Origin of the sequence: Photobacterium sp. GSS17, assembly GCF_028621875.1 — a bacterium.
Classification (GTDB): Bacteria; Pseudomonadota; Gammaproteobacteria; order Enterobacterales; family Vibrionaceae; genus Photobacterium; species Photobacterium ganghwense.
In genome coordinates this window covers 3,447,602-3,469,034 of record NZ_CP117517.1, presented here as the reverse complement: position 1 = coordinate 3,469,034, position 21,433 = coordinate 3,447,602, and the positions used below count along the sequence as shown (strand labels likewise).

Here is a 21,433-nt window from a genome sequence, read left to right as displayed (position 1 = left end):
CCGGGACAATCAGTCCTAACTGACCTGACAAAACCGGGAGCCGTTGTGCTCCCGGTTTTTTTGTATCGGCGGACAGGAACGACGGACAGAGCCAGATAGGCGCAGCTGACACGCGTTGTGGTGATCCGTGCCGTTCAGGTCTCTGTGGGACGTAATCCCTGCCACAGCAACTGGAATGCCCAGTGCTGATAGTCGGGATCGGTGGCCAGCTCAGGTTGATCGACAAACAGCCGGGCAGTCGACAGAAAGTGGTGATGACAGAAGTTGAGCAGCAATGGCAACGGCACCGGTGCCAGCATACCCTGCTGTTGGGCGTCGGTGAGCAGTTCGGCCAGAAACGGCATGGTTTCGAGCATCAGGGCATGGTGGCGGGCCATCGAATAGGCCGGGTCATGGCTGAGCTGCTGCATCAGGCAGAGCTGGCGCGGGTGCAACTTGGCCCAGTTCAGAGAGCGCTGCCAGCACTGCTGCAGTTGGTCGGCTGCCGTGCCTGTCAGCGGGGTGGATGTGAGAGCCTGCGCCAGGCTGGTTTTGGCATCGAGGTACAGCTGATCCACCAGGGCTTGCTTGGTGGCAAAGTGATGGAATAGGGTGCCGTTGGCGACCCCGGCGGCTTTGGCAATGCTGGCAGTGCTGGTGGCCTGAATGCCCTGAGCGACAAACAGGCTCAGGGCGGTATCCAGCAGGTTCGCCAGACGCCGGGGGCGGGCTGGTGACGATACGTGGTTCATCCCTTCCTCCTCGCTAGCGCAGGAAAAAGGCGAGCAGCAGTTTTTGCCACCAGCGGCCATAGGGTGGTTTGATCAGCCCGGTGGTGTGGAACTTGCCTTGGGTCAGCACCGTTTTGGCTTTCGACAGGGTCAGGAACCCTTCCTGACCGTGGTAATGCCCCATACCGGATGGCCCGATCCCGCCAAATGGCGCATCGTCTGCAGCCACATGCAAAATGGTTTCGTTAATGGCCATGCCACCGGAGTGGGTGTGCCGGCTGACGGTTTGCTGGGTGGTCGGATCCAGACTCATCAGGTACAGCGCCAGTGGTCGGGGGCGCTGGCGGATATAGTCGAGGGCCTGGTCGATATCCTCGTAGGGGATGATCGGCAGCAGCGGGCCGAAGATCTCTTCCTGCATCAGCGTGGCGCTCTCAGGCACTTTGGTCAGCAGGTGAGGGATCAGGCGATGGCGGCTGTCATCTCTGGCCTGTGCGTGGCAGGCGTGCACTTCGGCACCCAGCGCGGCGGCTTCGTCCAGCCAGTGGCACAGGCGCTGATACTGGCGCTCATTCACAACGGAGGCGAAATGCGGGTTGGTGGTCCCTCCCGGGTAACGACGGTTGAATTCGGCGGTAAAGGCGTCGATAAACGCGTCTTCCTGACCGCGCGGTAGCAACACATAGTCCGGGGCGACACAAATTTGCCCGGCGTTCATGCATTTGCCGAACAGCAGGCGTTCGACTGCCAACGCCATGGGCATATCCGGCGCGATCAGTACCGGCGATTTGCCACCCAGTTCGAGGGTGACCGGGGTCAGATTGGCCGCAGCGGCCTGCATTACGTGGTGCCCGACCGTGGTGGAGCCGGTAAATAGCAGGTGGTCGAACGGCAGGCGGGTGAAGTGCGCCGCGGCATCGGCTTCTCCTTCAAACACCGCAACCTGATCCGGGGCAAAAACACCTGCCAGCAAGGTGCGCAGGACCCGGTTGGTGGCCGGGGTAAACTCGCTCAGCTTGATCATGGCCCGGTTACCGGCGGCGATGGCGGTGATGAGCGGGCCCAGGCTCAGCATCACGGGGAAGTTCCACGGCACGACAATGCCGACCACCCCGAGTGGCTGGTACTGCACCTCGACATTGGCCGGAGCCAGCAACAGCCCGGCATGACGTCGCGAGGGTTTCATCCAGCGCTTGAGGTGCTTGACGGTGTAATTAATTTGGTTGATGCACGGCAGGATGTCGGCTACCAGAGTGTCCTGCGGATGGCGCTGGCCGTAGTCGGTATTCAGGGCATCGCACAATGCGTGGCGGTGCTGCTTGATGGCATTTTTCAGGGCCCGCAATTGTGCCCAGCGTTGCGCCAGCTCAGGCATCGGGTTGGCGTGGTATGCCGCTTGTTGTGTTGCCAGGGTGGTGTCCATTTCCCGGCAAAGGGCCGGTTGCAGGTGCAGGGTTTCTGCCGCGGTCATGTCGTCGCCTCCGTCTGAATACTTAAAAACCGACTAATCAGTCGGTTTTTAAGTATAGAAGAAGCGGTCAGGATTTGTTGTGAGCGGGCGGCTTTTTCTGATGGCCGCTCTGTTCGGCGTGGAAAATGTCGATAAAGGTCGCGAAATATTCCTGCAACCGGTCGGCATCCGGGGCAAATCCCAGTTCTTGCAGCACGGCAATACCAGCTTCGCAGGTACACAAGTTACCGGGCTGCTGATTACGACGCAGCGCATAGGCTGAGTCAGCCTGAGGGACCAGTGCCAGGCGAGGCAGGGCCGCCAGCCACGGGCTACGGCGCACCATCTTGCGGGCTTCCTGCCAGGTTGCATCGAGAATAATGATCAGCGGGGTTTTGCCGGGCTGGGCCTGAAAAGGGGAAGCCGGGGTGGTGTCATCACCGGGAAATAGCAGCCATGGCTGGTAGCGTGGATCGGCTATCTGCTCGAGCAGAGCTTGCGGCGGATTTACCCGGTCCCAGATCAAACGCTGGCAATCGGGCAGTGTACGTGTCATCAGTTGGCCGGTATTGGTGGTTTTGCCCAGTTCATTAGGGTGGGTCAGCAGCACAAACGGTACGGTGCAGCCCAGGGTTGGTTCAGCATGGCAAATGCAGTTAAAACGCAGTCCGCAGCGGGGACAGGCAGTCGGGTGGGTCATCAGCGAGGTCTTCCGGGCTTTCAGGTGTGCCGAGTGTGGCACACCTGAGAGCGGAAGCAAAGGTGGTGTCAGGTGCAGGGTTATTGCGGTGCGGGCTGCTTACGCAGAGTCAGGCCGCTGTCACCGAGGAAGTAGGTTTCCCCATTGATGGTCTCCTCGTTTGCGGAAAGTTGTTCGCCGTCGCGTACAAATACCCGCTCGCTGATCAGGCGGCGGCCCTGGTACTGGGCCATGGTGACCTTCACTTTGCCTTCACCGGCCTGCTGCCAGAAGCCGCGCTCCTGCAGGCCCGGTTCACCGCTCGGGTAAGTGTAACGGGTGACGGCCGAATGGTCCGGCTTCAGCTCCAGTGTGGTGGTCAGGGTCGGTTTCTCTCCCAGATACGTGGTGCCCTGATAAGTGCCACTCCAGGTGAGGGTCACATCGCGGGCACCGAGGGTCGCACACCCCTGATACTTGCGGCCTTTCCAGCTCAGGGTGGACTGCCAGCCATACAGGCTGTCGCTCATGGTGTCATTGCACTGGGCCTGATTCATGGTCAGTTTGCTGTCGGTGCCCTGATAAACCTGATGTCCAGAACGGATATCCCGGCTGGTGATCGCTTGCTGCTCGGTGGCCTGTCCCGGTTGGGTCAGGCTGATGCGATCGGCCTGAACCTCGGCCATCCAGAACGGCTCGTTGCCAAAGGCGCGGGTGGTCTGCGGCCGTTGCTGGCAGCCGTCTGCCACTTCGGCGGACAGCAGGTTGAGTTGTTTCACCACAAATCGGGCATCAAAATCGGCTTCCCGGCCTTCATCGGCTGCTGGCTCCAGATAACCAATAAACTCACCATACAGCGGCGGCTGGCCATAACGGGAGGCCAGGGCGTCAGCGGCCGGCAGGTTTTTGTCCGGCAGGGTCAGCCAGTACTGCTGCTGGCTGTTACATGGCTGGATATAGCGATTGTCCGCACTCAGCACCACTTGCCCCCGTAGCATGAAGGCCTGCACCTGCGCCGGAGTCTGTACCTCGGTGTCCGGTGTGGTGTCGGCTGGCTCTTCAGGCTTGTCCGGGCTACCGGCACAACCGGCCAGCAGGGCGGTCAGCAGAAGCGATGGGGCAAAGGCATTGGCTGGACGTATCATCGGGTTCCCTCGTTGTGATAGGCTGGGCGTGAGTCAGTTTACAAAAAAAGAGTATCAGGATGGCGTATTGGTTATTTAAGACAGAGCCGGACACTTTTTCCATAGACACCCTGAAACAACAGAAAGTTTCCTGCTGGGAAGGGGTACGTAATTACCAGGCCCGAAATATGATGCGCGATGAGATAAAAGTCGGCGATCAGGTCTTTATCTATCACTCGTCGTGCAAGGATGTCGGGGTGGTCGGTATTGCGACGGTGATCCGGGAAGCGTATCCGGACCATTTCCAGTTTGACCCTGAAAGTCCGTACTTTGATCCTAAGTCAGCGCCCGAAAACCCGCGTTGGGTGATGGTCGATATTGAATACCAGCGTCACCTGCGGCTGGTGTCACTCAAGCGGATGAAAGCCAATCCGGCCCTGGCGGAACTGCCTTTGGTACAGCGCGGCAGCCGCCTGAGCATTATGCCGGTGACGGATGTCCAGTGGCACGAAATCTTGCAGATGACCGGGCAGTTTTAAGACGCGCGCCCGGTTTTTGGGGATGCGTCAGCGTCTGCCTTGGTTTCAATCTCAGGTTTACTTGCATCCTCGGGCTGAGGTGCGAATATCAGGGACAAAAAAGCTGCCTCTCAGTGGGCAGCTTTGTTCATGGTCGTTATGCATTAGCAGGTCAGCAAGGCTGGTTGAGTAACACCAGCGCATGACTGACCTGAGTTCGCCAGCGAAGACCTATTTGATCAGCAGTTCAGCCAGATAGTGGGCTACGGCCTCGTCATCACAGGCTCCGATGATGTCATGCTCCGGCAGGGCACGCTTCACTTTCTCATGCGCGGTGCCCATGATCAGCCCTTTACCGGCCATACTCAGCATTTCAATGTCGTTCATGCCGTCACCAAACGCGATGCAGTCTGCCAGCGTGTGGCCCTTTTCTTTGGCGACCGCTTCCAGCGCGTGACCTTTTGACACTTTAGCATCCATGATTTCCAGACACCAAGGGGTCGAAAACGCCACGTTTACGCGCTCGCCAAACAGGTCATTGAAGGTGTTTTCCCACTCGACCAGTTTGTCGTGATCGCGATCGTCACGGGTGAAGAAGATCTTTGCCAGCCCCTGGAGCGGTGGGTTATCGACATCAAACAGCTTGTAGCTGAAGGTGTCGTGGAATTTCTTCAATTCCTCGTCTTCGACGTTCAGCAGCCAGTCATCGTTGCGGTACAGGTGGATTTTCAGCGCCGGATCCTGTTTCGCCAGAGCGATGATGTCGCTGGCCACGTCTTCGGCCACGTCTTGTTTGAAGATAACCTCACCCTGGCAGTTGTGCACCCGGGCGCCGTTGGAGGTGATCATGTATGCCGGAATGCCCAGCTGCTCACGCATCCCGGCAACATCGATGTGGTGGCGGCCGGTGGCAAAGATGAAATCCTTCCCGAGCTGGTGCAGCTGGTTCAGGGTGGCTTTGGTAAATGGCGCAATCTTGTGATCCGGGGTCAGCAGGGTGCCGTCGAGATCAGAAGCAATAATCTTGTACATGAAACCTCTCGTGGTCAAAACCGCGGGCCAAAACCTCAGGTTTTGGGGAAACTGGTTGGATTTTAAACCAGTTCGCCCCAGAGAAAAGAGGTTAATTTATGCCGGGGAGATTTCCGCTTTCCGAAAATGGCTGATCGCAGCGGCCAGCACCGGCTGGCGGTACTTGTCAGATTCAAACAACAGCTCATGGCGGGCACCGTGGATCACTTTCAGTTCGCAGTCCCGGCTGGCACGGTGCATGGCCTCGCAAAAGCGGCCGTGGGCACGGTTATCAATGATGGTGTCATCGCTGGCCTGCAGCAGCAGAACCGGGGCGGTGATATTGCCGGCCTCGAACATGCAGCGTTTGGCTGCTGCCATCCCCTGCCAGACCCAGCGCGCACTCGGCCCGCCCAGGCGCAGTTCCTGCCTGTGTTCATAAAGGTCCCGGAACCATTGGTAACGTACTTCACTCTGGCACAGCGCGTTATCAGCAAAAGGTTTCGGATAGTAAGGCAGCTGTCCCGGCGCGTAGTCCGGCTGGCGTTTGATGTGCTCGACCATACGCGCCAGCGGTGAGGCGATCGGGCGCATCCAGTTTTTGAGGTGAATGCCGTGCATCGGCGCGCTCAGCACCGCGCTATCGACCACGTCGGGGTGCCGGGCAAGATACAGGCTGGCAATGGTGCCGCCCATGGAATGGGCCAGCATGAAATGTTGCTGATAGCCACGCGGCAGGATGACCTGCTGGATGAAGGTGTCGAGATCGGCGACATAGTCGTCAAAGTGTTCGACGTGACCCAGTTGGGTGTCTTCCGTCAGGCGATCGGACACGCCCTGGCCTCGGTGATCGAGGGCAAACACATCGTAGCCCTGACGGACCAGATCGTAGAACACTTCCTGATATTTCCAGTAGCTTTCTACCCGGCCGTTGACCACGATGATCGCTTTGTCGGCGTTGTGCCCGGTCAGGGCGGCCCAGCCGATATTCAGCTCGGCAGCACCCTGAAACATGCCTTCCTGGCGTTGCTGCCACAACTCGGCAACAGGTCCGGCCATCGTGGCCGCAAAATGGGATTCCTGGGAAAAATCGAAATACAACGGTGGCTTGCTTGTCATGTGCCTTCTCGTTTGTCCGCAATTGACTCCAGTATAACGGATTGTCCGACCAGCCTGTACTTGGTATCAGTTGCTTCCTGCCCGCATCACCTGTTAATTTGTAGTACTTTTCATCCATTCCTGCGCGGCGGCCGCTAAGGCCGGAGTGCCCATATTTGTCAGGAGTCTTAACGTGAGTGTCGATATCTGGTTGGCCTACCTCGCAACGGCCATAGTGTTCAGTCTGGCCCCGGGTTCCGGGACGGTCAATTCGATCAGCAACGGGATGGTGTACGGCTGGCGTAAGTCACTGGCCTCGATCCTGGGCCTGCAAATCGGACTCAGCGTGCATATTGCTCTGGTTGGAGTGGGTCTCGGGGCGTTGCTGGCACAGTCGGCGACCGCGTTCACGGCGATTAAATGGGTCGGTGCGGCGTACCTGGTCTGGCTCGGTATTCAGAAGTGGCGGGATCGTAGTTCCATGGCGGTCACTACCGGCCATGAGCATGTGACCAGTGGGCAACTGTGCCGACAGGCGATTTTGGTGAACCTGACCAACCCGAAAACCGTGGTGTTTCTGGTGGCGTTGTTCCCGCAGTTTCTGGTGCCGACTGAGCCACAGGGACCGCAGTTGCTGGTGCTGGGCATAACCACGGTGCTGGTGGATATGGTGGTGATGCTGACATATGTCACCCTGGCCTCGCGCCTGGCTGGTTACATTCGTTCTGACCGGGTGATGGCAACCCTGAACCGGGTGTTCGGCTCGATGTTTATCGGCTGCGGTGCTCTGCTGGCCACCGCCAAAGCTTGAGCAAGGCACGGGTAATAGGGGACTGACTTGAGAGCCGGGGATGGTGGTATACTCCACGGCTTTGTCGATCCAGAGCGTCGGAGGCACGCCCCGCTACCATGTACTCTTATGTTGCCCGTCAGCCTATCTTTAACCGCCAGCAGAAAACGGCTGGCTATGAGCTGTTGTTTCGCGACGGGGAAAGCAATGCATTTCCCGATATTGAAGAGAACAACGCGACCTGCCGCCTGCTGGTGGAAAACTTTCTGTCCGGTCATTCCAGCCTGGCCGCACTGGGCCAGCGTTGTTTTATCAATTTTCCGCAAAAGAGCCTGCTGCGCCTGCAGCCGTTGATGCTGCCGAAAAAGCAGGTGGTGATTGAGGTACTGGAAAGCTGCGAGCCGAATGATCAACTGCTGGAGGCTATTCGCCAGCTCAGCCAACAGGGCTACCTGATCGCCCTGGATGATTTTGACCTGGATCCCCGCTGGCAGCGCTTTTTTCCGTATGTGCATATTCTCAAACTCGATCTGATGAAAATCGGGGTCGAGGCGGCCTGCGCGTACCTTGCCGACCATCGTCACCACAAGCTGATGTTCCTGGCGGAAAAAGTCGAAACCCATGAAGAGTTCATGCAGACCTATGAAGCCGGTTTCCATTTCTTTCAGGGCTACTATTTCAGTCGGCCGGAGCTGGTGAAACAGCGCCTGATCAAACCTGAGCGAATGGTGACCCTGCGGCTGTTGCAGGAAGTGTGTCGCCCGCAGATTGATGTCGATCGGGTGGAGCAGATTGTCGCCTCGGATGTGTCCCTGTCTTATTTGCTGCTGCGCTTTGTCAACACTGCCGAGCGACGTACCACCGTGCCGATCAATGGGTTTCGGCAGGCGTTGATCTATCTGGGCGAAGAGCGACTTAAGGTGTTTGTGAGCGTGGTGGCGACCGCGCGGGCTGCCCGGCACAAACCCAGTGAGTTGTATGCGTTATCGCTGCAACGGGCGAAGATGTGTGAGCTGCTGGCCGCCGAGGGTGAGGGTCCGATTGATAGCCGGATCGCCTTTATGACCGGGCTGCTTTCCCTGCTGGACGGGCTGCTGGATCAGCCGCTGGCTACACTGCTGCAACAGTTACCGCTGGAAGCTGCGGTGACAACCGCGTTGCTGGCACGACAGGGGGAGTTGGGGATATTGCTAGAACTGGTCACGGCGTATGAGCGTGCCGACTGGGACAGCGTCCGGCATGCCAGCCAGACTCTGGCTCTGAGTGCCGAGCGGATCGGGGACAGTTATCAACAGGCGGTGAGCTGGGCGGAAAGTTATCTCGCGGCTCTGCCGGGCTAAGTGTTTGCCGCCAACTGCCGCCGAGCGAGGGCGGATAAAGTCATGGCGCTAAACAGCAATAAGCCGGGCAATGCCCGGCTTATTTCATCATGGTGTATCAGTCGCTACCCAGTAGCGGCCTGTTAGCCACCGATGTTGTAGTAGGTGGCAGCACCCGGGCCTACCGGGATACCCAGAATGAATACCCACACGTAGAACATCAGGCTCCAACCCACGATGAATACCATCGAGTATGGCAGCATGGTCGCGATCAGCGTACCCAGACCCAGATTCTTCTGGTAACGGGTCGCGACGGCCAGAATCATCCCGAAGTAGCTCATCATCGGTGTGATGATATTCGTCACTGAGTCACCGATACGGTATGCCGCCTGAATGGTTTCCGGGGCGTAGCCAACCAGCATCAGCATCGGGACAAAAATCGGCGCTGTTACCGCCCACTGTGCAGACGCTGAACCAATCATCAGGTTGATAAAGCCACACATCAGGATGAAGGCGAAGAACAGCATCGGGCCTGTCAGACCGATTGATTGCAGCATATCTGCACCGGCAACCGCAAACACCTGGCCGAAGTTCGTCCACTTAAAGAAGGCAACGAACTGCGCGGCAAAGAACACCAGCACAATGTACATGCCCATGGTGGACATCGACTTGGACATTGCATTGATCACATCGCGGTCACTGTTCATGGTGCCCACGACTTTACCGTACACGAAACCCGGAATGGCGAAGAACACGAAGATAAACGCCACAATACCTTTCAGGAACGGTGAACCTGAAATCAGACCGGTTTCCGGGTTACGCAGGATACCGTCTGCCGGCACGATGGTCAGAGCCAGCAGCGCAGATACTACCAGGGCAGCCAGACCCGCGGCTTTCAGCGCTTTCTTCTCCAGCGCGGTCAGTTTACCCATTTTGTCCTGGTCCAGATCATCACTGGCGTCTTCCGGGTTGTATTTGCCCAGCTTCGGCTCAACGATTTTCTCTGTCACGAACGCACCCATGATAGTGATGGCGAACGTTGACGCGAACATGAAGTACCAGTTCACCTCTGGACCGACCGTGTAGGTCGGGTCGATCATTTGTGCTGCGGTTTCAGTAATGCCTGACAGCAGTGGGTCAACGGTACCCAGCAGCAGGTTGGCACTGTAACCACCTGACACACCGGCAAAAGCCGCCGCCAGACCAGCCAGCGGATGACGGCCCAGAGAATGGAACAGCATGGCTGCCAGTGGAATCAGTACCACATAGCCCAGCTCAGACGCGGTATTGGAAATAATACCGGCGAAGACCACCACCAGTGTCACCATGCGGCGTGATGCACCCATCACCAGGCCACGCATTGCGGCAGACAGCAGACCGGAATATTCAGCAATCGCGACACCCAGCATCGCAACCAGCACGGTGCCCAGCGGGGCAAAGCCGGTAAAGTTAGCGACCAGGTTGGCGACGATTTTCTGCAGGCCTTCAGCGTTAAGAAGGCTCACGACATGAATGACGCCATCCGCGGCACGTCCTGGCGCCCCTTCCGGGCGAGGATCGGCAACCGACATTTCAAAATAACCGGCGATACCGGAAGCAACCAGAATTGCGACACAAAATAGAGCGAAAAGGGTAATAGGGTGTGGCAACAGGTTACCCAGCCACTCGACGGTGTCGAGGAAACGAGTAAACCACGTTTTTTTAGGTTTTTGCATTTGATGTGAAGCAGACGTGTGCATCACTACCTCCATTTATCATTGAACCCATCAATGGGTATACCTCTCTCACGGGTCGGGGAGGTTACGCTATTGTTAATGCAACAAACAAGAAATAATTGTGTCTAAATGTGTCAGTTGCTGTTTTTTTGTCTAGATAAAGTTAAGTTTTTGATATTTTATCCTTGTTTTATAAATTCAGTTTGCCTTCGCAATGTCCAGCTCCTATGAATTCGGTTGTTTATTGGCCGGATGTTAACCTTTTTCAAGCTCCTAACATTTCAGTGCCTTAGAGACAGTGGTACTTTATGGGTGTGTCATAGTTCACATCTTTCAACATTTTTTCATACTGAACAGTTTTCATTTAACGCCCTGCTAACATATTTCCGGCTGTTTTCCCGGCAAGATAGAGAGCAAAGGCACATCGGTAGGAAAAAACCACGTGGTCGGCGGCAGGAATTTGCGCTCAGGTGCTGGGATATCGACAGCGGTGATTGACTGGGGTGTGACTGCTATAGTCAAAACACATGGCCGCAATAACTGGTCGTGACCATTGCGGTGACGAGGAGGAGTGGGTGAGGGAAAAAATTCGGTTTTTTGATGTATTGCGCTGCGTTGCCGCACTCGCCGTGGTGGCGATTCATGTTCTGGGGCCTTATCGCGAGCAACTGGGAGAGATTGCCGACAGCGCGTGGATGACCGCCATCACCGTCAACAGTTTCAGTCGCTGGGCTGTGCCCGTCTTTATTATGATTACTGGCGCGCTGATGCTCAGTGATACCCGACCGTTTGAGCTCTCTTATTATGTGCGGCGACGGCTGGGCAAGGTCCTGCTGCCGTTTCTGGTCTGGTCGGTCTTTTACGCGCTATTGTCCGGGCTGACGTTTGATGGGTATGACAGTGTTGTTGCTTGGGATACCCTCAAAGCGCTGCCGGTTCATGAAACTTACTACCATCTGGGCTTCTTCTATTACTTTATTCCGCTGTATTTTGTGGTGCCCTTTTTCCGCTACCTGGTCCAGCATAATGACCGCCTGGCCGTGATTGCGATGACCAGTCTGTGGCTGGGTATTACTGCGTTGTTTTTGTTTAAGATTGACGGGCCGTGGAGCCAGGAGCTGGTGCTTTACAGCGGGTATTTGCTGCTGGGGTACTGCCTGTTTCAGTACCGTTGGCCGCCGGTAGGATGGTTAGTGGTGCTGGGGTGCGTTGCTCTGGTGCTCACGGCTTACATGGTGATCAGCCACAGTTTTGCCAATGGGGAATATACGGTGGGGCGTTGGCTGTCGTATAAAACCCTCAACACGGCGTTGATTGCTGCCATGGTGTTTGCCTTGGGACGGCTGGTTGCGGAGCGGATGAGTGAAGGCTGGCTGGATCGGATAGCGTTTATGAGCCGGTACAGTCTCGGTATCTATTTGTTGCATCCGATCTTTCTGTGGCCGGTCAGGGCGTATGACTGGTACTTTTTCCCGCCGGTGATCATGATTCCCCTGCTGACACTGATCATCACTGCACTGGCGCTGGCGGCGAGCTGGTTGCTGGCCCGCAGTCCGAAAACGGCCTGGCTGGTCCCTTAGGGGACAGCCAGGGCAGGGCATCCCATCATGGCATGGCGGTAAAAACCGAATCAGGGACTCAGTCGCGCTGTAACGCAAAATGCAGAAAAGTCAGCCCTTTATAGGTCATGGTACCGCGGTCTCCGGGATTGAGGGCATGATAGTAATGCACGCCAACCATGAATTCCCGCTTGGGGCCGCCTTGGGTCGGCTGAACGTAAATCCAGTATTCTTCCTGCTCGTCTCCGGGCGGGGCACCAATGATCGGCACACTCTGCTTATCCAGTACGGTGACTTCAATGCTGCGCTCCGGGGCGTGGGCGCCGAGCGTATGGCGGCGGTACGACAAAATGAAATAGCCGACGGCGATGATCAGCAGGGCAATCAGGCCCACAATGACCGAAACAGGCATCCAGAATCTCCATGATAGCGGTGGGATACCCTGCATTATTCCCGATGTTGCCGTAGGCGAGTATGGCGTGGCGGGCAAAGCGTGATCCGCGCCGAAATGTTCATGGCATCAGGCTGTTGGGGAAGGTGTTTGGAAACCTGTGATCCCAAGCCCGCGGGGGAAGAAAACGCGCCCGCCAGGCTTTGTTTTACCGCCAACTCGCGGTAAGTTAAAGCCAGACAGTAAGAGGAAGTGTCTCATATGGCAAATATAGAGTTAGTAGTGACGCGCTCACGGCGAATCGAGCGGTTGCTGCGTGAGCATTATCATGCGGAAGGGAAAGGGCTGCATCAGCTGATTAACAGCTGTGAAGAACGCTTGCCGCATGAAATTGTGCCCAAGCTGCGCTTTATTGCCTCGGTTCGCAATAAGACCGTACATGAAGATGGTTATCAGCTGGATGATAAAAAAGGATTTATCGCGGCGTGCAAGGCGTGTGAAAAAGAGTTGACGCCTCGCAGCGGGCGCTTTGTCTGGAGCGTTGCAGTGTTACTGGTGTTAGGGGTGACGGCGCTGGCGTTGTGGTTCTATTCATTGCATTGGCATCATATTGATTTGACGCCGTGATGGTTGATGATCGGCTTGCGTGATGAGGCAAGCTTGTACAGCGACAGAGCAAGGTTCTGCCTCCGATTCAAATAAAAAAAGGTGCCTTCAGGCACCTTTTTTTATGAAAATTTTCTGCTTAATAAATCACAGGCAGCGTCATTAAACCGACAACCACTGCGATCATCATAAGGCCTTGTTTTTGAGAAGAGGTGAACATGGTAAGGCTCCTTTTTGCTGCTAAGTGAATTTGTATGACTTAGATTAACATCCATTTTATCGATTTCACAAGTGAAATTGTCATATTGTTGTCATAAAAATAATTTATGTAGCCAGGCTTTGGTCTTTATTTGCTAACAAAACGGTGTGTTTTAAGGTGTTTAAAAAACAAACCAAGTGAGGGTGGTGTTTTTAAATAAATATAAGCAATTGATTTTTATTGTGTTGTTATTGGTTTTTTACCGTATGCTGACAGGTTGAATGGGCTTTTTATTAAAAACGTCAGGATATGGCAGATAGGTTTGTCAGGGCTTGGTTAGCGATCTTAATTTTAAGCTTTGTGAGAAAAGTTGAAGCTGGAAAGGCAGACGCTGTATGTATTCTCGCATCTTTGCCAGTAAATTATGCTGGCTAATGGCAACAGGGGAGAGTTTGTCAGGTTAACGTTAGCTGAGCGTGCCTGAGAGACTTTTCTTTGGAGATTTTTTCTTAACAATATGAAAATAATAGAAATTATATTTGTTTTTGATGTGTATGGACACTGTTCAAAAGTCCATTTCTCGGTGATGAAAAATCGTTAACACGTCGCGAATTGTTGCAAAAAACAGGCAAACGTTTGCTAATTCAGCTTGTAATCAAATGGCAAGAAAATGAAAAAAGATGTCCAGTAAGAAGTGTGATAAATATGATTCGGAGCTAGTTATTGACCCTCGCCGCTAGACAATCCCCTTTCAGCTCCTAAACTGTGCCATGCCGTTGACAGGCCCGATGATTTAAAAACATACAACTATAATGACGGTGACTCTATGTGGGTGTGGTTAGCCATTGCTCTTTCAGCGCTTGCGCACATTACTGCTTCATATTACGGCCCTCGCTGGCAGTTTTATTTGTTTAAGCCCTTCACTATTTGCTTGCTTGGCGTTGTAGCCTGGCAATCCGGCGACGGCAGTTTCTACCATGGTGCGATCATGGCCGGACTGATGCTGTCGCTGGTCGGGGATATTTTCCTGATGTTGCCCAAAGATCGCTTTGTGCCCGGTTTGCTTAGTTTTCTTCTGGCGCACTGTGTTTACGCGGCTGGCTTCTGGAGCCAGCTCGATGGCGGTATGGTGTGGTGGTTGCCCGCGATGCTGGCGGCTGCGGGTGTGATCGTGTTTCTGCTTTTACTGCCATCGCTGGGTACCTTGATTGTGCCGGTTGCCGTCTATATCGCGGTGATTGTGATGATGAGCTGGGCGGCCGGGGAATACTGGCTGACAACGCGCAGTTTGCCGGCGATGCTGGCTTTGCTGGGGGCGTTGATCTTCATATTTTCCGACATCTGCCTGGCCATCAACCGTTTTCGCGGCGAGTTCCGTTCGGCGACAACCATGGTGATGACCAGCTATTTTCTGGCGCAGTCGTTGTTTGTCGCGACCTTGATGGTCTGATCCTGCCCTCTCATCATCTATCCTCTTCTTAGCATCCTTTTCTTAGCATCCTTGCCCGCTGGATGAGTTCATCCGGTGGGCAGGGTTGGTTGAATCAACGCGTCAGCTTGACCGGTCTGCTCTCGGTAGAGAGGAGGAAACGATGGACGATATCTGGTGTGAAGTGTACCGCGCGGCCAATGTCCTGGAGGCTCACAGCCTGAAAGGGATGCTGGAAAGTTCGCGTATTCCGGTCCGGTTGCAGGGCGAAAGCCTGAGCGCGGCGGCCGGAGAGCTGCCGGCCGATGTGCTGGAAGTGGGCATTTGGGTGCCGCAGTCATGCTTGATCCCGGCTGCCCGTTTATTGTCTGCCTACGAACAGGCCGAGCAGCCCGGTTGGTGCTGCCCCCGGTGCGGCGAGCAAAACGGGGCTCAGTTCGAACTCTGCTGGCAGTGCGGGCACGATAGAGATGCCTGAGACGGATAAATCAAAAACATTCATTTAAAATGCAATTAATTGTTGTGGGTCAAACAGCCCTTGCTCACCCGGTTTTACAATCAGGCCAGTTCTTACTTTCGGGAGAGTTCCATGACCACCATTCATGCCCATGAAGTCATGCATCTGTTGCTGGATACCGAGACACCTTACACCGAGGAAACCCTGGCTCAGACCGTGCGGAACAAATACGGTGCTGACGTGCGCTTTTACACCTGTAGCCAGCAGGATCTGACGCTGGATGCCTTACTGGCATTCTTGCTGGAACGCCGTAAGGTTCTGCGTGACGGGGAGTTTTTGACGGCCAACCGCGAGCGCATGTGCAATCACTGATCAGATAATTTTGTGAGTGAGGTGGCAAATTTATCGCCACCTTATTGTTCGTTTGTTATACTCTCCGTCCATCGTTCAGCTTTCTGGCTGATCGTTCTGCGTTCTCTTTATTTCTTTCATTAAACACGCTGTCTGAGGTCTGCTCTGTGGAAATTATTTCTGCGGCGGTGATGCTGTTTCTGATCATGGATCCGCTCGGTAACTTGCCGGTGATGTTGTCGATTTTACGACACATCGACCCGAAAAGACGACGCTTCATCCTGATCCGTGAATTGCTAATTGCTCTGTTTATTTTGCTGCTGTTCCTGTTCGGGGGACAGAAGATGCTGAACTTTCTTCACGTCTCTACCGAGACGGTCAGTATCTCTGGCGGGATAATTCTGTTTTTGATCGCGATTCGGATGATCTTCCCGCAACCGGGTGGGGTCACCGGGCTGGCGGCGGGCGAAGAGCCGTTTATTGTGCCGATGGCAATTCCGATGATTGCCGGACCGTCGGTACTGGCGTCGCTGCTGTTGCTGTCGAACCAGGAGCCGGGCCGAACCTTTGACTGGGTCATTGCCGTATTACTGGCCTGGGGAGCCTCGTTTATCATTCTGATGTTCTACGAGGTGTTCAACCGGGTGCTGGGCGAGCGGGGGCTAAAAGCGGTCGAGCGCCTGATGGGCTTACTGCTGATTATGATTTCGACCCAGATGTTCCTGAACGGGATCCGCGAGTTTTTCACACTGTAAGCTCGTCTGAGCCGCGTACCGGACGGACAAAAAAAGCGAGGCGGCGGCCTCGCTTTTTTTATGCTTTTCGCTGTGTCAGATCACACGGAGTCCGCGCGTGCATGGTCTCGAGGCGCTGACAAGCGGTAATCACATCATGTGCTTGCGGCGGATATCCAGCAGCGCAAAGATACCGAAGATGAGGATCGACCATTTTTCCCAGCGCGACATCGAGATTTTATCGCCGAACGCTCCGAGGAAAATCAGCATCTGCAGGCCATGCATCATCAGCAGGAAGCCGGTCATAATATAGAGGGCCATCGCGGCCACACCCGGGAACGGGTAAAAAATGTTCACCAGCAAAACCAGCCAGACGAAACCAATGGCAGCCTTTGCCAGTAAAATCAGTGCTTTCATGCTTCCTCTCTCACAAATAAACGGTAACAGACCTGACCGGCCGTTTTTTCTCGGTGCAAATGCCAGTTTGTCGGAGTCGGCAGTTCACCCAGCTCTTTTTCTGCTTCAATATAAATCATGGCGTGGGGAGCCAGCCATTGTTGTTGCTCGAGCAGCGAAATGACGTCGCTCAGGAGATCTTTGCGAAATGGTGGGTCGATAAAGACCACATCGTACGGCGTTCCCGGCTGCTTGAGGTGGGTCAGGCTGTCGGTCTGCACCACTTTGGCATTGTCGGCGCCCAGTGACTGGCGGTTTTTCTCCAGTTGTTCGGCGGCTTTTTTATCCAGCTCCAGCATGGTGACCAGTTCGGCACCGCGGGACAGGGCTTCGAAACTCAGGCTGCCGCTGCCGGTGAACAGATCCAGACAGCGGGCATCCGGGATATCCGGTGCCAGCCAGTTAAACACCGTTTCTTTGACACGATCGGTCGTCGGGCGCAGCCCCTCAACATCATGCACGGGGAGTTTCCGGCCACGCCAGCGTCCGCTGATGATCCGCACGAAGCCATCGCGGCGGGAAGTGGGCGACTTTTGCCCTGATTGTTGTCTGCGTCTCGTCATAGATTTCTTCGACCGTTGAGAAAATGTTAGTATACCCAAACCCTTTCGCTGTGTGCGCGCAAACGAGCGCCTGCGAACAGGGACAGGGTGAATCAGACCCTGATACGTAGGCCGCAAATTGTACCAATCAAGCGCTAGGATTTGCCAATGGCAGAAAAGAAGAAACGCGGATTATTTTCGTGGCTGGGTTTTGGCTCTGAAGAGCAGACCGAGCAAACAGCACAGCAACAGGAACACCCGTCACACGACGAGGCAGCAAAACAGGCACCTGACGATTCAGTCGAAGCGAAGATTGTCGCTGAACCTGAGAGCGGGACAATAAACGCGGACGCTGACAAAGCGGTAGCGCACGACCATCCGGCCGAGCCGGACGCCGAAGCGGAGAAGCCACGGGAAGCCGCGGCGGCTGAGGCCGTTGCCGAGCAACCGGAGCCGGAAATCGAAGCGGTCGTTGAGCCAGAGGCGGCAGAGCACGCCCCGAAAGCCAGCCCCGATGCCAACGCTGCGCTTGCCGCAGAAGCCGACACCACGGTCGAGGCTGAGTTGCAGGGCGAGCCAGTTGCTGAGACGGCTGCTGAGACAGCGACCGAGCCGGCTCCAGTGGTACTGGAACAGGAGAAGCCAAAGAGTGAAGGCTTTTTTGCCCGCCTGATGCGCGGCCTGAAGAAAACCAAAACCAATTTCGGTTCGGGGTTCTTTGGCCTATTCCGCGGTAAAAAGATTGATGACGACCTGTTTGAAGAGCTCGAAGAGCAGCTGCTGGTCGCGGATGTCGGCATGGACACCACGCTCAAAATTATCGAAAACCTGACCGACAAAGCTGATCGCAAAGATCTGAAAGACGGTGAGGCGCTGTACGGCCTGCTGAAAGAAGAGCTGGCCGACATGCTGACCAAAGTTGAGCAGCCGCTGGTGATTGATACCACCAAAAAGCCGTATGTCATCTTGATGGTCGGCGTGAACGGGGTCGGTAAAACCACGACCATCGGTAAACTGGCCAAGCAGTTCCAGAGCCAGGGCAAGTCAGTGATGCTGGCGGCGGGCGATACGTTCCGTGCCGCGGCAGTGGAGCAGCTGCAGGTTTGGGGTGAGCGAAACAACGTGCCGGTGGTGGCCCAGCATACCGGGGCTGACAGTGCCTCGGTCATCTATGACGCCATCGAATCGGCCCGCGCCAAGCAGGTGGATGTGGTGATTGCCGACACGGCAGGCCGTCTGCAGAACAAAGGCAACCTGATGGAAGAGCTGCGCAAGATTGTCCGGGTGATGAAGAAAGTCGATCCGCACGCGCCGCACGAAATCATGCTGACCGTGGATGCCGGTACCGGCCAGAATGCGATCAGTCAGGCGAAGCTGTTCAGTGAAGTGGCACCGGTCACCGGGATTACCCTGACCAAGCTGGACGGAACTGCCAAGGGCGGGGTGATTTTCGCCATTGCCGACCAGTTCAATATTCCAATCCGCTACATTGGTATCGGGGAAGGGATTGAGGATCTGCGTCCGTTTGCCGCAGACGAATTTATTGAAGCGCTATTTAGTGACGAGGAATAAATTGTGATCCGGTTTCAGCAGGTAAGTAAAGCTTATCGGGGCGGACGTCAGGCCCTGCAAAAGGTCGATTTTCATCTACAGCCCGCAGAGATGGCGTTTTTGACCGGGCATTCCGGTGCAGGTAAGAGTACCCTGCTGAAACTGATTTGCGCCATTGAACGGCCGAGTGACGGCAAAATTATGTTTAACGGGCACGACATTACGCGGCTCGATAACAAGCAAATCCCGTTCTTGCGCCGCAATATCGGGATCATTTTCCAGGATCACAAACTGCTGATGGACCGCAGTATTTACGACAATGTCGCGATGCCGCTGCGGGTAGAGCAGGTCAGTGAAAATGATATCAAGCGTCGGGTTTCTGCCGCACTGGATAAAGTCGGCTTGCTGGACAAGGCACGCTGTCTGCCGGTTCAGCTCTCTGGGGGGGAGCAACAGCGGGTGGGCATCGCCCGGGCGATTGTGAACAAACCGCTGATGCTGCTGGCCGATGAGCCAACCGGTAACCTTGATGCTGCGTTGTCACAGCAAATCATGAACTTGTTTGAAGAATTCAACCGGGTCGGCGTGACGGTACTGATGGCAACCCACGACACTTCGCTGCTGTCGACCCGCAACTATCGCCGCCTGGATTTGTATCAGGGACAGTTGAGGGAGATTCCGTATGGCGCGTAATACCACCGGTTTTTTTGCTGTCCACAAGCAGCAATGTAAGCAGGCACTTACTGATATGATGCGTCGCCCGTTGGGGAACTTCCTGACCCTGGCGGTGTTGGCTTTCGCCCTGACGCTGCCAACCACGTTTTACCTGTTCGCCAAGAACCTGGTATTGGTGGGTCAGGCATGGCAAAACCCGACGCAGCTCACCCTGTATTTGTCGCCGGCCAGCAAAGGCACAGCGGCGGAAAATTTGCGGGATGAACTGGCAAAGTGGCCGGAAATCGCTTCCGTAGACTATATTTCTCCCCAGCAGGGGATGGAAGAGTTTCGCCAGCAGGCTGGCTTTGAGCAGGCACTGAGTCTGCTCGATGATAACCCACTACCTGGGGTGCTGGTGGTGGAGCCGGGGGCGCAGTGGCAACAGCCAGAACAGGCGACGCAGCTGGCTTCCCGTCTGCGGTCGCAGGCCATGATCGATGAAGTGCGGCTGGACAGTGACTGGTTACAGCGGCTGGTGGCTATCAAGCAGTTAGTGGTGACTCTGGCGATGGTGATCTCCGGCCTGATGTTGATGGCTGTGTTCCTGATTGTCGGCAACACGCTGCGGCTGCAGGTGCTGAACCAGCGCGATGAAGTGCAGGTCATGAAATTGGTCGGGGCGACCGACAGCTTTATTTTACGGCCGTTTCTCTATACCGGGGTCTGGTACGGAGTGATTGGCGGCGCGGTGGCATGTCTGCTGACACTGGTGATTACCCTGCTGCTGGATTCGGCGGTCACCTCGCTGGCGGGGCTATACGACAGTCGCTTTCGTCTGGTCGGCCTGGGCTGGGATGAAAGCCTGATTCTGCTGATGCTGGCAGCGTTCCTTGGCCTGCTGGCTGCCCGCTTGTCGGCCGCGCGGCACCTGAAAGAAATTGAACCTGTCTGACATTTTTCGGTCTATAAACTGGGTTAATTGGGCTGCTGACTTGCAATAGTGATCAATTTCTGGGCATTATTGCGTGTTAAAGCTATTTCTCATTGGTAACACACGAGGTTTATTGGATGACACAAGAGATGACATCAATGGCTCTGGTTTCTGCAGATAGTCTGGAAAGTTACGTCCAGAGCGTCAACAGCTATCCAATGCTGACGGCTGAGCAGGAGCGTGAGTTAGCTGAGCGTCTTCACTTTGATGGTGACCTTAACGCCGCGAAGGCGTTAGTTATGTCGCATCTGCGTTTTGTTGTTCATATTGCGCGTGGCTACTCAGGCTATGGCCTGCCAATGGCGGATCTGGTTCAGGAAGGCAACGTCGGCCTGATGAAGGCTGTAAAACGTTTCAACCCGGAAGTGGGTGTGCGTCTGGTGTCGTTTGCCGTGCACTGGATCAAAGCGGAAATCCACGAATATGTGCTGCGTAACTGGCGTATTGTTAAAGTCGCCACCACCAAGGCGCAGCGCAAGCTGTTCTTCAACCTGCGCAAGGCGAAAAAGCGCCTGGGCTGGTTCAATAATGAAGAAGTGAACATGGTTGCTGAGCAGCTGGGGGTTGACGCCAGCGAAGTTCGTGAGATGGAATCCCGCCTTGCCGCTCAGGATGCAGCGTTTGAAATGCCAACCGAAGATGACGATCGCGATACGGCCTACAGTGCGCCGGTTTACTACCTGGAAGACAAGTCTTCAGATCTGGCTCGCAGCTTTGAAGACAACAACTGGGAAGCGCATGCGAACAATCGTCTGTCGACGGCCCTGGCGAGCCTGGATGAGCGCAGCCAGCACATTGTCCGTGCCCGTTGGCTGGATGATAACAAAGCGACTCTGCAGGAACTGGCTGAGCATTACGGCGTTTCTGCCGAGCGGATCCGCCAGCTGGAAAAAAATGCGATGCGGAAACTGAAAGAAGCCGTGGGCGAATTTGCCTGAGGATCCGCAAAAACTATCCACAAAATGTGAGCCACAAAAACCAGCCTCAGGCTGGTTTTTTTATGCCTGAAATCTGGAAGATAGGTCACAGAAAGCTTCCAGGCTGGAATAATTTTCACAAAGTTACCCACAGCTTTTGATCGGATCCGATCTACATA

The 21,433-nt window shown here is 55.2% G+C and carries 23 protein-coding genes; 13 read left to right on the top strand and 10 right to left on the bottom strand.

Annotation, left to right across the window (positions count from 1 at the left end):
• Window positions 1–134 precede the first annotated feature (134 nt).
• The 4 genes from PGW97_RS15885 to PGW97_RS15870 form a co-directional block, all read right to left on the bottom strand.
• Window positions 135–731, bottom strand: coding sequence for a TetR/AcrR family transcriptional regulator (locus PGW97_RS15885; protein WP_273857962.1), 597 nt, complete (start codon window positions 729–731; stop codon window positions 135–137).
• Window positions 732–744: 13 nt separating this feature from the next.
• On the bottom strand, window positions 745–2,181 hold the full coding sequence (locus tag PGW97_RS15880; protein WP_273857961.1) for a coniferyl aldehyde dehydrogenase: 1,437 nt from the start codon (window positions 2,179–2,181) through the stop codon (window positions 745–747).
• Window positions 2,182–2,248: 67 nt separating this feature from the next.
• Complete coding sequence (locus PGW97_RS15875; protein ID WP_047887287.1) at window positions 2,249–2,860, bottom strand: tRNA-uridine aminocarboxypropyltransferase; 612 nt, start codon at window positions 2,858–2,860, stop codon at window positions 2,249–2,251.
• Window positions 2,861–2,940: 80 nt separating this feature from the next.
• The gene (locus tag PGW97_RS15870) at window positions 2,941–3,984 is read right to left on the bottom strand and encodes a membrane protein (RefSeq protein WP_047887286.1); all 1,044 of its coding nucleotides are present in this window, start codon (window positions 3,982–3,984) and stop codon (window positions 2,941–2,943) included.
• Window positions 3,985–4,043: 59 nt separating this feature from the next.
• Between PGW97_RS15870 and PGW97_RS15865 the strand changes: the two genes are divergently transcribed.
• On the top strand, window positions 4,044–4,502 hold the full coding sequence (locus PGW97_RS15865; protein WP_047887285.1) for an EVE domain-containing protein: 459 nt from the start codon (window positions 4,044–4,046) through the stop codon (window positions 4,500–4,502).
• A 210-nt stretch (window positions 4,503–4,712) separates the two neighbouring features.
• Here PGW97_RS15865 and PGW97_RS15860 read toward each other — a convergent pair whose 3' ends face one another.
• Both PGW97_RS15860 and PGW97_RS15855 read right to left on the bottom strand, forming a co-directional pair.
• On the bottom strand, window positions 4,713–5,513 hold the full coding sequence (locus PGW97_RS15860) for a Cof-type HAD-IIB family hydrolase (RefSeq protein ID WP_047887284.1): 801 nt from the start codon (window positions 5,511–5,513) through the stop codon (window positions 4,713–4,715).
• A gap of 96 nt (window positions 5,514–5,609) precedes the next feature.
• A complete protein-coding gene (locus PGW97_RS15855) occupies window positions 5,610–6,611 on the bottom strand; it encodes an alpha/beta fold hydrolase (protein ID WP_047887283.1) in 1,002 nt (333 codons plus the stop codon).
• Between the two features lie 172 nt (window positions 6,612–6,783).
• Between PGW97_RS15855 and rhtB the strand changes: the two genes are divergently transcribed.
• Window positions 6,784–7,401 (top strand): homoserine/homoserine lactone efflux protein, encoded by a 618-nt coding sequence (rhtB, locus tag PGW97_RS15850; protein WP_047887282.1) that lies wholly within the window; start codon window positions 6,784–6,786, stop codon window positions 7,399–7,401.
• Window positions 7,402–7,499: 98 nt separating this feature from the next.
• Entirely contained in the window at window positions 7,500–8,720 is a 1,221-nt protein-coding gene (locus tag PGW97_RS15845; RefSeq protein WP_217391266.1) for an EAL and HDOD domain-containing protein, read from the top strand.
• Window positions 8,721–8,842: 122 nt separating this feature from the next.
• On the opposite strand, the gene PGW97_RS15840 is transcribed toward PGW97_RS15845, so the two are convergent.
• The gene (locus PGW97_RS15840) at window positions 8,843–10,438 is read right to left on the bottom strand and encodes an AbgT family transporter (RefSeq protein WP_047887280.1); all 1,596 of its coding nucleotides are present in this window, start codon (window positions 10,436–10,438) and stop codon (window positions 8,843–8,845) included.
• A 551-nt stretch (window positions 10,439–10,989) separates the two neighbouring features.
• On the opposite strand from PGW97_RS15840, the gene PGW97_RS15835 reads away from it, so the two are divergent.
• The gene (locus tag PGW97_RS15835; protein WP_047887279.1) at window positions 10,990–11,994 is read left to right on the top strand and encodes an acyltransferase; all 1,005 of its coding nucleotides are present in this window, start codon (window positions 10,990–10,992) and stop codon (window positions 11,992–11,994) included.
• A 58-nt stretch (window positions 11,995–12,052) separates the two neighbouring features.
• Here PGW97_RS15835 and PGW97_RS15830 read toward each other — a convergent pair whose 3' ends face one another.
• Window positions 12,053–12,385: a DUF2500 domain-containing protein gene (locus PGW97_RS15830; RefSeq protein ID WP_273857956.1), complete on the bottom strand. Its 333-nt coding sequence runs from the start codon at window positions 12,383–12,385 to the stop codon at window positions 12,053–12,055.
• Window positions 12,386–12,625: 240 nt separating this feature from the next.
• Here PGW97_RS15830 and PGW97_RS15825 point away from each other — a divergent pair, with 240 nt between their 5' ends.
• The 5 genes from PGW97_RS15825 (at window position 12,626) to PGW97_RS15805 (ending at window position 16,161) form a co-directional block, all read left to right on the top strand.
• Complete coding sequence (locus PGW97_RS15825) at window positions 12,626–12,991, top strand: hypothetical protein (RefSeq protein WP_047887277.1); 366 nt, start codon at window positions 12,626–12,628, stop codon at window positions 12,989–12,991.
• Window positions 12,992–13,995: 1,004 nt separating this feature from the next.
• On the top strand, window positions 13,996–14,619 hold the full coding sequence (locus PGW97_RS15820) for a lysoplasmalogenase (RefSeq protein WP_047887276.1): 624 nt from the start codon (window positions 13,996–13,998) through the stop codon (window positions 14,617–14,619).
• A 142-nt stretch (window positions 14,620–14,761) separates the two neighbouring features.
• Complete coding sequence (locus PGW97_RS15815) at window positions 14,762–15,076, top strand: putative signal transducing protein (protein ID WP_047887275.1); 315 nt, start codon at window positions 14,762–14,764, stop codon at window positions 15,074–15,076.
• A 111-nt stretch (window positions 15,077–15,187) separates the two neighbouring features.
• Complete coding sequence (locus PGW97_RS15810; protein ID WP_273857953.1) at window positions 15,188–15,427, top strand: YecH family metal-binding protein; 240 nt, start codon at window positions 15,188–15,190, stop codon at window positions 15,425–15,427.
• A gap of 146 nt (window positions 15,428–15,573) precedes the next feature.
• Window positions 15,574–16,161, top strand: coding sequence for a YhgN family NAAT transporter (locus PGW97_RS15805; RefSeq protein WP_047887273.1), 588 nt, complete (start codon window positions 15,574–15,576; stop codon window positions 16,159–16,161).
• Between the two features lie 129 nt (window positions 16,162–16,290).
• On the opposite strand, the gene PGW97_RS15800 is transcribed toward PGW97_RS15805, so the two are convergent.
• Window positions 16,291–16,557 (bottom strand): DUF1145 domain-containing protein, encoded by a 267-nt coding sequence (locus PGW97_RS15800; protein WP_047887272.1) that lies wholly within the window; start codon window positions 16,555–16,557, stop codon window positions 16,291–16,293.
• Complete coding sequence (gene rsmD / locus PGW97_RS15795) at window positions 16,554–17,159, bottom strand: 16S rRNA (guanine(966)-N(2))-methyltransferase RsmD (RefSeq protein WP_273857950.1); 606 nt, start codon at window positions 17,157–17,159, stop codon at window positions 16,554–16,556. Before rsmD ends, PGW97_RS15800 begins: the two co-directional genes overlap by 4 nt.
• A 147-nt stretch (window positions 17,160–17,306) precedes the next feature.
• On the opposite strand from rsmD, the gene ftsY reads away from it, so the two are divergent.
• The 4 genes from ftsY to rpoH all read left to right on the top strand — a co-directional run bounded on the left by ftsY (window position 17,307) and on the right by rpoH (window position 21,275).
• Window positions 17,307–18,710: a signal recognition particle-docking protein FtsY gene (ftsY, locus tag PGW97_RS15790; protein ID WP_273857948.1), complete on the top strand. Its 1,404-nt coding sequence runs from the start codon at window positions 17,307–17,309 to the stop codon at window positions 18,708–18,710.
• 3 nt (window positions 18,711–18,713) lie between these two features.
• Entirely contained in the window at window positions 18,714–19,382 is a 669-nt protein-coding gene (gene ftsE / locus PGW97_RS15785; RefSeq protein WP_207103422.1) for a cell division ATP-binding protein FtsE, read from the top strand.
• Window positions 19,372–20,298 carry a permease-like cell division protein FtsX gene (gene ftsX / locus PGW97_RS15780; protein WP_047887268.1) on the top strand — a complete coding sequence of 309 codons (927 nt, stop codon included), beginning with the start codon at window positions 19,372–19,374 and terminating at the stop codon, window positions 20,296–20,298. The genes ftsE and ftsX overlap by 11 nt, the downstream gene beginning before the upstream one ends.
• 116 nt (window positions 20,299–20,414) lie before the next feature.
• Window positions 20,415–21,275 (top strand): RNA polymerase sigma factor RpoH, encoded by an 861-nt coding sequence (gene rpoH, locus PGW97_RS15775; RefSeq protein WP_047887267.1) that lies wholly within the window; start codon window positions 20,415–20,417, stop codon window positions 21,273–21,275.
• Window positions 21,276–21,433: the final 158 nt, after the last annotated feature.

Coding starts and splice junctions, on each gene's coding strand:
- PGW97_RS15865 (WP_047887285.1), top strand. CDS start 4,044: ATGGCGTATTGGTTATTTAAGACAGAGCCGGACACTTTTTCCATAGAC.
- PGW97_RS15800 (WP_047887272.1), bottom strand. CDS start 16,557: ATGAAAGCACTGATTTTACTGGCAAAGGCTGCCATTGGTTTCGTCTGG.
- rpoH (WP_047887267.1), top strand. CDS start 20,415: ATGACACAAGAGATGACATCAATGGCTCTGGTTTCTGCAGATAGTCTG.
- PGW97_RS15815 (WP_047887275.1), top strand. CDS start 14,762: ATGGACGATATCTGGTGTGAAGTGTACCGCGCGGCCAATGTCCTGGAG.
- PGW97_RS15825 (WP_047887277.1), top strand. CDS start 12,626: ATGGCAAATATAGAGTTAGTAGTGACGCGCTCACGGCGAATCGAGCGG.
- PGW97_RS15870 (WP_047887286.1), bottom strand. CDS start 3,984: ATGATACGTCCAGCCAATGCCTTTGCCCCATCGCTTCTGCTGACCGCC.
- rsmD (WP_273857950.1), bottom strand. CDS start 17,159: ATGACGAGACGCAGACAACAATCAGGGCAAAAGTCGCCCACTTCCCGC.
- PGW97_RS15855 (WP_047887283.1), bottom strand. CDS start 6,611: ATGACAAGCAAGCCACCGTTGTATTTCGATTTTTCCCAGGAATCCCAT.
- PGW97_RS15820 (WP_047887276.1), top strand. CDS start 13,996: ATGTGGGTGTGGTTAGCCATTGCTCTTTCAGCGCTTGCGCACATTACT.
- PGW97_RS15885 (WP_273857962.1), bottom strand. CDS start 731: ATGAACCACGTATCGTCACCAGCCCGCCCCCGGCGTCTGGCGAACCTG.
- ftsX (WP_047887268.1), top strand. CDS start 19,372: ATGGCGCGTAATACCACCGGTTTTTTTGCTGTCCACAAGCAGCAATGT.
- PGW97_RS15875 (WP_047887287.1), bottom strand. CDS start 2,860: ATGACCCACCCGACTGCCTGTCCCCGCTGCGGACTGCGTTTTAACTGC.
- PGW97_RS15860 (WP_047887284.1), bottom strand. CDS start 5,513: ATGTACAAGATTATTGCTTCTGATCTCGACGGCACCCTGCTGACCCCG.
- PGW97_RS15810 (WP_273857953.1), top strand. CDS start 15,188: ATGACCACCATTCATGCCCATGAAGTCATGCATCTGTTGCTGGATACC.
- ftsY (WP_273857948.1), top strand. CDS start 17,307: ATGGCAGAAAAGAAGAAACGCGGATTATTTTCGTGGCTGGGTTTTGGC.
- PGW97_RS15830 (WP_273857956.1), bottom strand. CDS start 12,385: ATGCCTGTTTCGGTCATTGTGGGCCTGATTGCCCTGCTGATCATCGCC.
- PGW97_RS15840 (WP_047887280.1), bottom strand. CDS start 10,438: ATGCACACGTCTGCTTCACATCAAATGCAAAAACCTAAAAAAACGTGG.
- PGW97_RS15845 (WP_217391266.1), top strand. CDS start 7,500: ATGTACTCTTATGTTGCCCGTCAGCCTATCTTTAACCGCCAGCAGAAA.
- PGW97_RS15880 (WP_273857961.1), bottom strand. CDS start 2,181: ATGACCGCGGCAGAAACCCTGCACCTGCAACCGGCCCTTTGCCGGGAA.